11 protein-coding genes are annotated in these 13,291 nt (G+C 59.2%); 8 read left to right on the top strand and 3 right to left on the bottom strand.

The annotated features are described in order from the left end of the window. Positions 1–88: 88 nt before the first annotated feature. Positions 89–1,000 (bottom strand): LysR family transcriptional regulator, encoded by a 912-nt coding sequence (locus tag F6R97_RS11665; protein WP_315866574.1) that lies wholly within the window; start codon positions 998–1,000, stop codon positions 89–91. Between the two features lie 184 nt (positions 1,001–1,184). On the opposite strand from F6R97_RS11665, the gene F6R97_RS11660 reads away from it, so the two are divergent. The 8 genes from F6R97_RS11660 (at position 1,185) to F6R97_RS11625 (ending at position 11,249) form a co-directional block, all read left to right on the top strand. Next, positions 1,185–2,675: an aldehyde dehydrogenase family protein gene (locus F6R97_RS11660; protein WP_038978727.1), complete on the top strand. Its 1,491-nt coding sequence runs from the start codon at positions 1,185–1,187 to the stop codon at positions 2,673–2,675. A 166-nt stretch (positions 2,676–2,841) separates the two neighbouring features. After that, a complete protein-coding gene (locus tag F6R97_RS11655) occupies positions 2,842–4,125 on the top strand; it encodes an FAD-binding oxidoreductase (RefSeq protein ID WP_315866573.1) in 1,284 nt (427 codons plus the stop codon). Between the two features lie 363 nt (positions 4,126–4,488). Further along, the gene (locus F6R97_RS11650; RefSeq protein WP_315866572.1) at positions 4,489–5,622 is read left to right on the top strand and encodes an ABC transporter substrate-binding protein; all 1,134 of its coding nucleotides are present in this window, start codon (positions 4,489–4,491) and stop codon (positions 5,620–5,622) included. 240 nt (positions 5,623–5,862) lie between these two features. Beyond that, positions 5,863–6,777, top strand: coding sequence for an ABC transporter permease subunit (locus F6R97_RS11645; RefSeq protein ID WP_030128310.1), 915 nt, complete (start codon positions 5,863–5,865; stop codon positions 6,775–6,777). A 3-nt stretch (positions 6,778–6,780) separates the two neighbouring features. Next, positions 6,781–8,064: a high-affinity branched-chain amino acid ABC transporter permease LivM gene (gene livM / locus F6R97_RS11640; RefSeq protein ID WP_038978730.1), complete on the top strand. Its 1,284-nt coding sequence runs from the start codon at positions 6,781–6,783 to the stop codon at positions 8,062–8,064. Next, complete coding sequence (locus F6R97_RS11635) at positions 8,061–8,936, top strand: ABC transporter ATP-binding protein (RefSeq protein WP_038978731.1); 876 nt, start codon at positions 8,061–8,063, stop codon at positions 8,934–8,936. Before livM ends, F6R97_RS11635 begins: the two co-directional genes overlap by 4 nt. Beyond that, positions 8,933–9,649: an ABC transporter ATP-binding protein gene (locus tag F6R97_RS11630; protein WP_038978732.1), complete on the top strand. Its 717-nt coding sequence runs from the start codon at positions 8,933–8,935 to the stop codon at positions 9,647–9,649. The genes F6R97_RS11635 and F6R97_RS11630 overlap by 4 nt, the downstream gene beginning before the upstream one ends. Positions 9,650–10,481: 832 nt before the next feature. After that, a complete protein-coding gene (locus tag F6R97_RS11625; RefSeq protein WP_038978733.1) occupies positions 10,482–11,249 on the top strand; it encodes an SDR family oxidoreductase in 768 nt (255 codons plus the stop codon). Positions 11,250–11,369: 120 nt separating this feature from the next. Here the strand turns inward: F6R97_RS11625 and F6R97_RS11620 are convergent, their stop codons facing one another. Together F6R97_RS11620 and F6R97_RS11615 are read right to left on the bottom strand one after the other, a co-directional pair. After that, positions 11,370–12,497 carry an AGE family epimerase/isomerase gene (locus tag F6R97_RS11620; RefSeq protein WP_315866571.1) on the bottom strand — a complete coding sequence of 376 codons (1,128 nt, stop codon included), beginning with the start codon at positions 12,495–12,497 and terminating at the stop codon, positions 11,370–11,372. A 199-nt stretch (positions 12,498–12,696) separates the two neighbouring features. Continuing rightward, the gene (locus F6R97_RS11615) at positions 12,697–13,269 is read right to left on the bottom strand and encodes a HupE/UreJ family protein (RefSeq protein WP_038978735.1); all 573 of its coding nucleotides are present in this window, start codon (positions 13,267–13,269) and stop codon (positions 12,697–12,699) included. Positions 13,270–13,291: the final 22 nt, after the last annotated feature.

Raw genomic sequence — 13,291 nt, 5'->3', positions numbered from 1 at the left:
GATCCTGACAAGCCGGGTTGTCAGATTGAAGGGCCGCTGCGCGACCCAACGGGAGCAAGCTCCCTCGCTACAGGTACTGAGTGCGGCACTAAATTTGTGACAGGTCAGGACTATCAATCTGCTCCAGCATCCACTTCACAAAATCCCGCACCTTGGGTACTTCCGCCGAATGCTCCGGATACGCCAGGTAATAAGCATCGGTGCTGGGCATCGCATGCTTCCAGGGAATGACCAGTTTGCCGTCGGCCAATTCCTCTTCCACCAGAAACTTCGGCAGCAGCGCCACGCCGCAGCCGACCTGGGCGGCGCGGATGCACATGTAGAAGGTTTCAAAGCGCGGGCCGTGGTAGCTGTGTTCGGTGTGGTAGCCCTGGCTGTCGAACCAGTCGTGCCAGGCCTGGGGCCGGGAAGCATTTTGCAGCAGGACCAGGTCGGTGAGTTGCGTCGGGTCGGTGAACGGCGTGTCCGGCAGGCTGCCCGGTGCGCAGACCGGTACCAGCTCCTCGCCAAACAGCTTCAGGCATTCGGTGCCGGGCCGAGAGCCCTGACCAAAGTAGAACGCCAGGTCGCTGCGACCTTGCAGCAGATCATCAGCTTCCTGTTCGCTGCACAGGTCCAGATGGATCGACGGATGTCGCAGGCGCCAGCCTTTCAAGCGAGGCACTAGCCAGCGCGCACCGAAGGTCGGAGGCGTCGAGACTCGCAAGACTTCGGTATCACCGCCGTAGGAGCGCAGGTAATGGGTCGACATTTCGACTTGGGTGAGGATTTTTCGCACCTCCACCAGGTACAAATCGCCGGCGGGGGTCATTTGCAGACGTCGACGCACCCGGCGGAACAACAGGTGCTGCAGCAATTCTTCGAGTTGCGCGACCTGTTTGCTCACGGCGCTCTGCGTCAGGTTCAGCTCTTCGGCGGCACGGGTGAAGCTCAAATGCCGGGTCACGGCCTCGAAGCACTGCAACGCGGTGATCGACGGCAAGTAGCGTTTATTCAGCATGGGTGGTCCTTTTTCTTGTTTCTCTATGCTCTTTTTTACCGGCAGATTCGCAGCATGAATAAACGGAATGATATCTCTCTTAAAGGTCGTTTGTTGGGTAACCTCTGGAGAGCTAAAACTACAGGTCTGATCAGCCGAATAAATCCGGCTGAACGTCTTCTGTTTTTTGCTTGAGGAGTGACCCATGGTTGCCGCATTGCTTGATCGTCTTGGTGTGAACCCGGCCCTGTATCAGAACGGCAAAGTGCCGGTGCATTCGCCGATCGATGGCAGCCGTATCGCTGCCGTGAACTGGGAAGGCGCCGCTGAAGTCGAGCAGCACATCAGTCGCGCAGATCATGCGTTCGAACTCTGGCGCAAAGTTCCGGCGCCGCGCCGTGGCGAGTTGGTGCGCCAATTGGGCGACATCCTGCGCGAGTACAAAGCCGACCTCGGTGAGCTGGTGTCCTGGGAAGCTGGCAAGATCACTCAGGAAGGTTTGGGTGAAGTTCAGGAAATGATCGACATCTGCGACTTCGCGGTCGGTCTGTCCCGTCAGCTGTACGGTTTGACCATTGCCTCCGAGCGTCCTGGCCACCACATGCGCGAAACCTGGCACCCGCTGGGCGTCGTTGGCGTGATCAGTGCGTTCAACTTCCCGGTCGCCGTTTGGGCCTGGAACGCCACGCTGGCGCTGGTCTGCGGCAACCCGGTGATCTGGAAACCGTCGGAGAAAACCCCGCTGACCGCATTGGCCTGCCAGGCGCTGTTTGATCGCGTCCTGAAAAATTTCAGCGATGCCCCGCCACACCTGAGCCAAGTGATCATCGGTGGTCGCGATGCTGGCGAAGCCTTGGTCGATGACCCGCGTGTCGCGCTGGTCAGCGCCACCGGCAGCACCCGCATGGGCCGTGAAGTGGCGCCGAAAATCGCTGCACGTTTTGCCCGCAGCATTCTTGAGCTGGGCGGCAACAACGCAATGATCCTCGGCCCAAGCGCCGATCTGGACATGGCCGTACGGGCGATTCTGTTCAGCGCCGTCGGCACCGCCGGTCAGCGTTGCACCACTTTGCGTCGCCTGATCGCCCATGAGTCGGTGAAGGAAGAAATCATCACCCGCCTCAAAGCCGCTTACTCCAAGGTGCGCATCGGCCATCCGCTGGAAGGCAATCTGGTGGGTCCGCTGATCGACAAACACAGCTTCGAAAACATGCAGGACGCGCTTGAGCAGGCCTTGAGCGAAGGCGGCCGGGTGTTTGGCGGTAAGCGTCAGCTGGAAGACAAATTCCCCAACGCTTACTACGTTTCGCCAGCCATCGTCGAAATGCCGGAACAGAGCGATGTGGTGCGCGACGAAACCTTCGCGCCGATTCTGTACGTGATCGGTTACAACGATTTCGAAGAGGCGCTGCGCCTGAACAACGCCGTGCCACAAGGCCTGTCGTCATGCATCTTCACCACCGACGTGCGTGAAGCCGAGCGGTTCATGTCGGCGGTGGGCAGCGATTGCGGCATCGCCAACGTCAACATCGGCCCGAGCGGCGCAGAGATCGGTGGCGCGTTTGGCGGCGAGAAGGAGACGGGCGGTGGTCGTGAGTCCGGTTCGGATGCATGGCGCGGATACATGCGCCGTCAGACCAATACCGTGAACTATTCGCTGGAATTGCCGTTGGCTCAGGGGATTACGTTCGACTGAAATGAGCTCAGATCTTTGATCCAATGAAAATCCAATGTGGGAGCGGGCTTGCTCGCGAAAGCGGTCTTTCAGTTACATAGATACTGAATACACGGACGCCTTCGCGAGCAAGCCCGCTCCCACACTGGAATGGATGTGTTTGTTAGGTTTCTGTTGGAGTCTGGCAATGCCGTTACGCGAAGAGTGTCTGTGGGAAAAACTGACGCCGCAAAGGCCCGACAACGCGGCGCTCAAAGGCGAGGTGACGGTGGATGTCTGCGTCATCGGTGCCGGTTTCACCGGTTTGTCGGCGGCGGTGCATCTGCTGGAACAGGGTAAAAGTGTCTGTGTGCTGGAAGCGCATCGCGCCGGGCATGGCGGTTCGGGGCGTAACGTCGGGCTGGTCAACGCCGGGATGTGGATTCCACCGGATGAAATCGAAGCCGGGTTCGGCGAGGCGGTCGGCAGTCAGCTCAACCGCATGCTGGGTGCGGCGCCGTCACTGGTGTTTAGCCTGGTCGACAAATACAACATCGATTGCCAGTTACGCCGCGAAGGCACGCTGCACATGGCGCACAACGCGCGTGGCGAAGCGGATCTGCGCAGTCGCGAAGAACAATGGAAACGTCGTGGTGCGCCGGTCGAACTGTTAACCGGTCAAGCCTGCGAACAAGCCACCGGCACAAAAAAGATCGCCGCCGCCTTGCTCGATCGGCGCGCCGGCACGATCAACCCGATGGCCTACACCACGGGGCTGGCCAATGCGGCCATCAGCCTTGGCGGTCAGCTGTTCGATCATTCACCGGTGACCCGACTTGAACGTCAGGGCCAGCGCTGGTCGGTGCAAACCGCCCAGGGTTCGGTGCTGGCCGAGCAGGTGGTCATCGCCTCCAACGCTTATACCGAAGGTGACTGGACGGAGCTGCGGCGCAATTTCTTCCCCGGTTATTACTATCAAGTGGCCTCGGTGCCGCTGACCGAAGAGGCTGCACAGCAGATTCTGCCCGGCGGCCAGGGTTCCTGGGACACCCGGCAGGTGCTCAGCAGTATTCGGCGGGACAAGGACGGTCGTCTGTTGCTCGGCAGTCTCGGCAACGGCAACCAGAAACCGACCTGGTTCCTGAAAGCCTGGGCCGACCGGGTTCAGCAGCATTACTTCCCGTACCTGAAACCGGTGGAGTGGGAATGCACCTGGACCGGTTGCATCGCCTTCACCCCGGATCATTTGATGCGCCTGTTCGAGCCGGCACCGGGTCTGGTGGCCGTCACCGGCTACAACGGTCGAGGCGTGACGACCGGTACAGTGGTCGGCAAAGCCTTTGCCGATTATTTGTGTAATGGAGATCCTCAAGCCCTGCCGATTCCCTTCGCGCCCATGCAGCCATTGGCAGGTGTGGGGCTGAGAAGCTGCCTGTATGAGGCCGGATTTTCGTTGTATCACGCGGGCCAGTGCCTGCGGATCGTCATCTGATTGTTGAAATATGTTGCTGGAAGCGGCGCTTTTCAGCGAAGCGGCTAGCCTGTAATGGTGCGGGTTGTAGCAGTTGCGCACCAGCAGTGTGCAGTTCGGTGACGCGAGCTGTTACAGGCTGGTTGCACATCGTTTGGCGCTGCGGTTGCAATGATGGCGCGCGTGGGTTGCGCCTTTAAAAATAAATGGTTTCACCTCCCGCGGTTTAGACGGTTGCACGCCCAATGAAAATGGGCCCGAAACAGTCGAAAAAACAATAAGGCAGCGACTTTTCCCAGAATAAAAAACCGATGGCACGGCCCTTGCTCTGAGCATTCAGTGAAGTCGCAGTGCCAACTAAAAAAAACCTTGGAGCACCACCTCATGTCCCAGACGTTTTACAAGAAAGGCTTTCTGGCCCTCGCAGTGGCAACTGCGTTGGGTGTTTCTGCGTTTGCTCAGGCTGACATCAAGATCGGCGTAGCGGGTCCAATGACGGGCGCCAACGCGGCATTTGGCGAGCAGTACATGAAGGGTGCGCAGGCAGCGGCTGATGCAGTCAACGCCTCTGGCGGTGTCAACGGGGAAAAAATCGTACTGGTCAAAGGCGATGATGCCTGCGAACCGAAACAGGCTGTGACGGTCGCCAAGGACCTGACCAACCAGAAAGTCGCTGGCGTAGTCGGTCACTTCTGCTCCTCATCGACCATCCCGGCCTCCGAGATCTACGACGAAGCAGGCATCATCGCGATCACTCCAGGTTCCACCAACCCGGCTGTTACCGAGCGCGGCCTGAGTGCCATGTTCCGTATGTGTGGGCGTGACGACCAGCAAGGCATCGTGGCCGGCGACTACATCGTCGACATACTCAAGGGCAAGAAAGTGGTGGTCCTGCACGACAAGGACACCTACGGCCAAGGTCTGGCGGACGCCACCAAGGCCCAGCTGGAAAAGCGCGGCGTGAAGCCGGTGCTGTATGAAGGCCTGACCCGTGGCGAAAAAGACTTCAGCACCATCGTCACCAAAATCCGCGGCGCTGGCGCCGACGTCGTTTACTTCGGTGGCCTGCACCCGGAAGCCGGTCCTCTGGTTCGTCAACTGCGTGAGCAAGGTCTCAAAGACGTCAAGTTCATGTCCGACGACGGCATCGTAACCGACGAGCTGGTGACCACCGCTGGCGGTCCGCAATTCGTTGACGGCGTGCTGATGACCTTTGGTGCCGACCCACGCATGCTGCCAGACAGCAAGACCGTAGTGGACGAGTTCCGCAAGAAAGGCACCGAGCCTGAAGGCTACACCCTGTACGCCTATGCTTCGGTCCAGGCCCTGGCCGCAGCCTTCAATGGCTCCAAATCCAACAGTGGCGAGAAAGCCGCCGAGTGGCTGAAGAAAAACCCGGTCAAAACCGTGATGGGCGAGAAGACCTGGGACGCCAAGGGCGACCTGAAAGTCTCCGACTACGTGGTTTACCAGTGGGACAAGGATGGCAAATACCACCAGCTGGAAAAACAGAAGTAAGGGCTGACGCGATCGCCTGATCCCTCAGTTCCCTGTGGGAGCGGGCTTGCCCGCGATGATGGCCTGACAGACGACAATTTTGTTGAATGTTCTACCGCTATCGCTGGCAAGCCAGCTCCCACAGGGGCGGTGGTGTCTGGGATGATCGCGTCTGACATTGCTCCGACGTAAATCTGTATTTTCCCTAGAAGAACCGCACAACGCACAGGCGTGCAGGTTCTCACTGCGTGAGATTGCGTTATGGATGGTATTTTCCTGCAGCAACTGGTCAACGGCCTGACCCTCGGGTCGGTCTATGGCCTGATCGCCATCGGCTACACAATGGTCTATGGCATCATCGGCATGATCAACTTCGCCCACGGCGAGGTTTACATGATTTCCGCTTACCTCGCGGCAATCAGTCTGGCTCTGCTGGCATACTTCGGTATTGAATCCTTCCCCCTGCTGATGCTTGGCACACTGGTCTTCACCATCATCGTCACGGCGGTGTATGGCTGGGTCATCGAGCGCGTCGCCTACAAACCGCTGCGCAACTCCACCCGACTGGCACCGCTGATCAGCGCCATCGGTATTTCGCTGATCCTGCAAAACTATGCACAAATTTCCCAAGGCGCCCGTCAACAGGGGGTACCAACACTGCTGACCGGTGCATGGCGAGTTGAGGTCGGGACCGGCTTCGTCCAGCTTACCTACACCAAGATCTTCATTCTGATCGCAGCGTTTGTCGGGATGGCCCTGCTGACCTACGTCATCAAGTACACCAAGCTCGGCCGTATGTGCCGCGCCACCCAGCAAGACCGCAAGATGGCCTCGATCCTGGGGATCAACACCGATCGGGTAATTTCCTACGTGTTCATCATCGGTGCGGCGATGGCGGCCCTGGCCGGCGTGCTGATCACCATGAACTACGGCACATTCGACTTCTACGCCGGCTTCATCATTGGCATCAAGGCGTTCACCGCCGCGGTGCTCGGTGGGATCGGTTCGCTGCCTGGGGCGATGCTTGGCGGGATCATTCTCGGGATTTCCGAGTCGCTGTTCTCCGGATTGGTCAACTCGGACTACAAAGACGTTTTCAGCTTCTCGCTGCTCGTTCTCGTTCTGGTCTTTCGGCCCCAAGGCCTGCTCGGCCGTCCTCTTGTGTCGAAGGTGTAAGCGATGTCTTCAACCACTAAAAAAACCATTGATCTCAAAAGAAGCCTGGTTGACGCGATTCTTGCCGGTCTGGTGGCCCTGATTGTGTTCGGCCCGATTGTCGGCGTAGTCCTCGACGGCTACGGCTTCAACCTGGAAGCGACCCGGGTGGCATGGATTGTCGCCATCGTCATGGCCGGCCGCTTTGCCTTGAGCCTGTTCCTGCAAACCCCCAAGGGCCTGAGAATTCTTGAAGGCTTTGAAAGTACCGGCTCCGGGGTCCATGTACTGCCGCCTGATTACAAATCCCGCTTGCGCTGGATTATCCCGGTGATGATCGTCATCGCCGTGGTGTTCCCGTTTTTCTCCAACTCCTATCTGCTGGGCGTGGTCATCCTCGGGCTGATCTACGTTCTGCTGGGCCTGGGGCTGAACATCGTGGTCGGCCTGGCCGGCCTGCTCGACCTGGGTTATGTGGCGTTCTACGCCATCGGTGCCTATGGGCTGGCGCTCGGTTATCAATACCTGGGGCTGGGCTTCTGGACGGTGCTGCCGCTGGCGGCAATCACTGCCGGGTTGGCCGGTTGCATCCTGGGTTTCCCGGTGCTGCGCCTGCACGGTGACTATCTGGCGATCGTGACTCTGGGATTCGGTGAAATCATCCGGTTGATCCTCAATAACTGGCTGTCCCTGACTGGCGGTCCGAACGGTATGGCGGCTCCGTTGCCGACGTTCTTCGGCCTTGAGTTCGGCAAACGAGCGAAGGAGGGCGGAGTCCCGTTTCATGAGTTCTTCGGCATCGCCTATAACCCGGACGTGAAGTACTACTTCATATACGCGGTGTTGTTCCTGGTGGTTCTGGCCGTGCTGTACATCAAGCACCGCTTGACTCGCATGCCAGTCGGTCGCGCGTGGGAAGCCTTGCGTGAAGACGAAATCGCCTGCCGTTCCATGGGCCTGAATCACGTACTGGTCAAGCTGTCGGCGTTCACCATCGGTGCATCGACTGCCGGTCTGGCGGGCGTGTTCTTCGCCACTTATCAGGGTTTCGTTAACCCGACCTCGTTCACTTTCTTTGAATCGGCACTGATCCTCGCCATCGTGGTACTCGGCGGCATGGGCTCGACCATCGGCGTGGTGATTGCGGCGTTCGTGCTGACTGTTGCCCCGGAACTGCTGCGCGGCTTCGCTGAATATCGCGTGCTGCTGTTCGGCATCCTGATGGTGTTGATGATGATCTGGCGACCGCGCGGCCTGATCCGGATCAGCCGCACCGGTGTGACCCCGCGTAAAGGAGTGGCGCCATGAGCGAAGAAATCGTTCTCTCGGTCGAAAATCTGATGATGCACTTTGGCGGCATCAAAGCGCTGAATAACGTGAGCCTGCAAGTCAAACGCAACTCGATTTTCGCGTTGATCGGTCCCAACGGCGCGGGCAAGACCACGGTGTTCAACTGCCTGACCGGATTCTACAAAGCGTCCGGCGGGCACATCGAACTCAATGCCCATGGTGTGAAAACCGATGTCATCAAAATGCTCGGGGAACCGTTCAAGGCCGTTGATTTCGTTTCGCCGAAAAGCTTCGTCAGCCGGCTCCACTACAAGATGTTCGGTGGCACGCACCTGATCAACCGTGCCGGTCTGGCGCGGACTTTCCAGAACATTCGCCTGTTCAAGGAAATGTCGGTGCTGGAAAACCTGCTGGTGGCCCAACACATGTGGGTCAACCGCAACCTGCTTTCGGGCATCCTCAACACCAAGGGCTATCGCAAGGCTGAAAGCGATGCACTGGACCACGCCTTCTACTGGCTGGAAGTGGTGGATCTGGTGGACTGCGCCAACCGCCTGGCCGGTGAACTGTCCTACGGTCAGCAACGCCGTCTGGAAATCGCCCGGGCCATGTGTACCCGGCCGCAGATCATCTGCCTCGACGAACCGGCCGCTGGCCTCAACCCTCAGGAAACCGAAGCACTGAGTGCGATGATCCGGCTGCTGCGCGACGAGCACGATCTGACCGTGGTGCTGATCGAACACGACATGGGCATGGTAATGAGTATTTCCGACCACATCGTTGTATTGGACCACGGCGTTGTCATCGCCGAGGGCGGGCCTGAAGCGATTCGACACGACCCGAAAGTGATTGCCGCCTACCTGGGCGCTGAAGAAGAGGAAGTGGTATGAGTGCACCCATCCTCGAACTCAAGGAACTGGACGTGTTCTACGGGCCGATCCAGGCCCTGAAGAAAGTCTCGTTGCACATCAATGAAGGTGAAACCGTCAGCCTGATCGGCTCCAACGGCGCCGGCAAATCGACCCTGCTGATGTCGATCTTCGGCCAGCCTCGGGCCGCTGACGGGCAAATCATCTATCAGGGTGTGGATATCACGCACAAGTCATCCCACTACATTGCGTCCAACGGTATTGCTCAATCGCCGGAAGGCCGGCGGGTGTTCCCTGACATGACCGTCGAGGAAAACCTGTTGATGGGTACGATTCCAATCGGTGACAAGTACGCCAAGGAAGACATGCAGCGCATGTTCGAGTTGTTTCCACGGCTTGAAGAGCGGCGTACCCAACGCGCCATGACCATGTCGGGTGGCGAGCAACAAATGCTCGCCATCGCCCGGGCGCTCATGAGTCGACCAAAGCTGTTGCTGCTCGATGAGCCGAGCCTGGGTCTGGCGCCGATTGTGGTGAAACAGATCTTCGCGACCCTGCGGGAACTGGCCAGCACCGGTATGACCATCTTCCTGGTGGAGCAGAACGCCAACCACGCCCTCAAACTGTCGGACCGGGCGTACGTGATGGTCAACGGCCAGATCCGCCTCAGCGGCACCGGTAAGGAGCTGCTGGTGAACGATGAGGTGCGCAACGCCTACCTCGGCGGGCACTAAACCGAAGAGCCCCAAAAAACGCCCTGACGCACTCAACGTCAGGGCGTTTTTTTTGCCCACAGAATCTCCCGTAGGAGCTGCCGAAGGCTGCGATCTTTTGATCTTGCTTTGAGGTGTCTGTGGAAAAGATCGCAGCCTTCGGCAGCTCCTACACGGGACGGTGCTTTGAGGTAAAGGGAAATTGTGGAAAACAATATTCACGACCTCTCAAAGCGCGACATAAAGCCGCTGCAAATTGCTGTTTTGTCACGGTTTTGACTTGTCCCCGTTTGCTGTGGAGCTGGCTGTGAATAACGTGGGAGTAGCTGGCTGAAAGCCTTTGAATCCGTGGCTTGTAGCGACGTGGTTGTTTTTTGATCAGGTGTTTTTGCTGGACATCGAGCCGGCTTTGTCAACCTTTTTGTTAGAGGTAAACACGCTATGAATCGAGGTGGACAAGCCTGTGGATAAGTCTGTGGTTAAACTCTGGAAAGAGTCGGCTGAGGGCCGTGGTTACTGGCTTGGCGCCATCGTCGGTTTGACCGCTCGGTCGTGCAAATTGCCCGGGGTTACACAGCAGGCACCTGAGGGTCAAGCAAAAAACTTTCTAATCTGCCCGCAAAGCCTTGTGGACAGCGGCTTGCAGCTTTTGCACTTGCCCCCGGAAACTGTGGACCGGCCTGTGGATAAGGTGCGCGTACATGGCTGCAAGCCACAGCCCATATGGCGTTGCCAGTGTTGATTGTTTTTTGTACGGTTTTTGCGATGGTTGCCGCTGTGGACAAGGCCGGGCATGCTGGCAACTGATTTTCTATTCCAAGGGCTGTCGATCAGCCGAAGCAAGGAGAACACGATGTCCAACACCCTGTTTATTACCGGCGCGACCTCCGGTTTTGGTGAAGCCTGCGCCCGTCGTTTTGCCGAAGCCGGCTGGAAACTGGTGCTGACAGGTCGTCGTGAAGAGCGCCTCAATGCCCTGTGCGCCGAGTTGTCGAAGCAGACCGAGGTCCATGGGCTGGTGCTCGACGTACGGGATCGCAAGGCCATGGAGGAGGCGATTGCCAACCTGCCGCCGTCCTTTGCCAAGTTGCGCGGGCTGATCAACAACGCCGGCCTGGCCTTGGGCGTGGATCCGGCTCCCAAGTGCGATCTTGATGATTGGGACACCATGGTCGACACCAACATCAAAGGCCTGATGTACAGCACTCGCCTGTTGTTGCCGCGTTTGATCGCTCACGGTCGTGGCGCCGGCATCGTCAACCTCGGTTCCATCGCCGGCAACTACCCGTACCCGGGCAGCCACGTGTATGGCGCGAGCAAGGCGTTCGTCAAACAGTTCTCCCTGAACCTGCGTTGCGACCTGCAAGGTACGGGCGTGCGGGTCAGCAACATCGAACCGGGCCTGTGTGAGAGCGAGTTCTCGCTGGTGCGTTTCGCCGGTGACCAGGAGCGTTACAACGCCACTTACGCCGGCGCCGAGCCGATCCAGCCGCAAGACATCGCCGAAACCATTTTCTGGGTGCTCAACGCACCGGCCCATATCAACATCAACAGCCTCGAGCTGATGCCGGTGAGCCAGACCTGGAGCGGGTTTGCCATTGAGCGTAATGCCAAGGCCTGAGACCGAGTAACGGCTATTCGCGGGCAAGCCTCGCTCCTACGGGTTTTGTGTTGAATCACGATTCTGCGAACGACACATGACCTGTAGGAGCGAGGCTTGCCCGCGAAAGCAATCGCCCAGTCAGCGCAAATATTTGACCAACCCGCGATAACAGGTCGCCAAGTGATAAGGCGTGGTCGAAGGCATGTCCTTGCGGCTTACTTCGCCATGTTCATCGCGACACTCATACCAGCCCCCCGCATGCAAAAAGCGCTGTTGCAGCGCCTGCAATTGGCGCTGCACAGAGGCTTCGCTGCCTGGGCGCAAGGTCAGGGCTCGCAGGTATTCAGCCTGGGCCCAGATGCGTTGGGTCGCATCACGAGGGTGGTCGTCCAGTTCCAGCATCGCGCGCACAGCCCCGGTCTGCTGATCCACGCCCAGTTGCTCGGTAAACGTAAAGGCGCGGTCCAGCGACGCATGCAGTTTGGAGCCGCGCAGCAAGGGTGAGGACTCCAGCAGGAAATACCATTCGAACTGATGGCCAGGCTCGAACCAGTTATCCACAGCGCCCAGCGGCTTTTCCATCAATACCGCGTGCTGCGGATCGATGAAGCGCTTCTGCATGGCTGTGCATAACTTGAGAAGCGCGCTCTGCACAGCAACGTCCTCGCGCACCGAAAGGATGGCGAGGAAGGCTTCGGCCAAATGCATCAATGGATTCTGCAGCGGCCCGGAGTTGAGCGCGGACCAATCACGGTCCAGGCTGGCTTCGTACAGGCCGTCGCCTGTGGCGAAGCGCTGTGCCAACACTTCCAGCGTGGCGTTGAGCACCGACTCCACCAGCGGTTCGCGAACCTTGTCCCAGTAATGGGCGCAGGCGAACAGGATGAAAGCGTGGGTGTAGAGGTCTTTGCGTTGATCCAGCGGCGCACCTTGCGGGTCGATGCTGTAGAACCAGCCGCCATGCTCGGCATCGTGGAAATGCTGTTGCAAGGAGCGGAACAGTGCCGCCGCCCGTTCTTCGGCCTCAGGCACTTGGCCGATCAGGCTGGAAAACAGGTACAGCTGCCGCGCGCAAGCCATGGCCCGGTAGCGCTGCGGTGGCAGCGGCTGATGCTCGGCGTCCAGCGCTTCATACGGCAATGCCATGTCGGCGTTCCAGCCGGGGCCTTGCCAGAGCGGCACGATCACGTCCTGGAAGTGCTGTTGCACCGAGGCGAACAGGGCGGTCAATTCAGGCTGGGAAGCAGAGCGGGAAACAGAGGGCATTGGCTGGCGTCGTCACGGCAGGGGCGATTGCGCGACATGGTAGCAGAGAGGCAGGCTTGAGAGAGGCGGTGTCTGTCAGGCCGCCTTCGCGGGCAAGCCTCGCTCCTACAGGTTATTTGTTGTCCGCGCACCGCGACCAACACAATTCCTGTAGGAGCGAGGCTTGCCCGCGAAGAGGCCATAACTGACGATAAAGAAATCAACCCGCCAGCAACCACACCCCAGTCGTCGCCGAAGCCGCACCCGCCAGCCGAACCAGTGGTGCTGCCGCTTGAGGCAGCACGCGAACCACCGCATAACCCGCTGCATGCAACGCCGCCGTCGCCACCACAAACCCAGCCGCATACGCCCAAGGGCTCGTCATATCCGGCAACTCCAGACCATGCGCCACGCCATGAAACAGCGCGAACAATGCGGTCGCACCCACCGCCAGGCTCAACGGCGGACGCACCGCCAAAGCCACCGCCAGGCCTAACGCCAATACCGAGGCAGCAATCCCGCTTTCCAGCGCCGGCAGGTTCAGCCCTTCAAAACCCAGCAGGCCGCCGATCAGCATCGTGCCCACGAACGTGCACGGCAGCGCCCAACGCGCGGCGCCTTTCTGCTGCGCGGCCCACAAGCCCACGGCAACCATTGCCAGCAAATGATCGAGGCCGCCGATCGGGTGGCTGATGCCGGCCATCAAGCCATTGTCGCCGTGGCCCGGGTGAGCGAACGCGATGGCCGGGGTCAGCAGCAGGGCCATGGCGCCCAGAATGCGTTTCAGTGTCATGGATAAGCTTCCTTGTTGATAA

Source organism: Pseudomonas sp. JV414 (assembly GCF_032424305.1).
Classification (GTDB): Bacteria; Pseudomonadota; Gammaproteobacteria; order Pseudomonadales; family Pseudomonadaceae; genus Aquipseudomonas; species Aquipseudomonas lini.
Note: the sequence above shows the minus strand (reverse complement) of the source record. Positions and strands in the feature narration are given on the sequence as shown.

Coding starts and splice junctions, on each gene's coding strand:
- F6R97_RS11665 (WP_315866574.1), bottom strand. CDS start 1,000: ATGCTGAATAAACGCTACTTGCCGTCGATCACCGCGTTGCAGTGCTTC.
- F6R97_RS11660 (WP_038978727.1), top strand. CDS start 1,185: ATGGTTGCCGCATTGCTTGATCGTCTTGGTGTGAACCCGGCCCTGTAT.
- F6R97_RS11655 (WP_315866573.1), top strand. CDS start 2,842: ATGCCGTTACGCGAAGAGTGTCTGTGGGAAAAACTGACGCCGCAAAGG.
- F6R97_RS11650 (WP_315866572.1), top strand. CDS start 4,489: ATGTCCCAGACGTTTTACAAGAAAGGCTTTCTGGCCCTCGCAGTGGCA.
- F6R97_RS11645 (WP_030128310.1), top strand. CDS start 5,863: ATGGATGGTATTTTCCTGCAGCAACTGGTCAACGGCCTGACCCTCGGG.
- livM (WP_038978730.1), top strand. CDS start 6,781: ATGTCTTCAACCACTAAAAAAACCATTGATCTCAAAAGAAGCCTGGTT.
- F6R97_RS11635 (WP_038978731.1), top strand. CDS start 8,061: ATGAGCGAAGAAATCGTTCTCTCGGTCGAAAATCTGATGATGCACTTT.
- F6R97_RS11630 (WP_038978732.1), top strand. CDS start 8,933: ATGAGTGCACCCATCCTCGAACTCAAGGAACTGGACGTGTTCTACGGG.
- F6R97_RS11625 (WP_038978733.1), top strand. CDS start 10,482: ATGTCCAACACCCTGTTTATTACCGGCGCGACCTCCGGTTTTGGTGAA.
- F6R97_RS11620 (WP_315866571.1), bottom strand. CDS start 12,497: ATGCCCTCTGTTTCCCGCTCTGCTTCCCAGCCTGAATTGACCGCCCTG.
- F6R97_RS11615 (WP_038978735.1), bottom strand. CDS start 13,269: ATGACACTGAAACGCATTCTGGGCGCCATGGCCCTGCTGCTGACCCCG.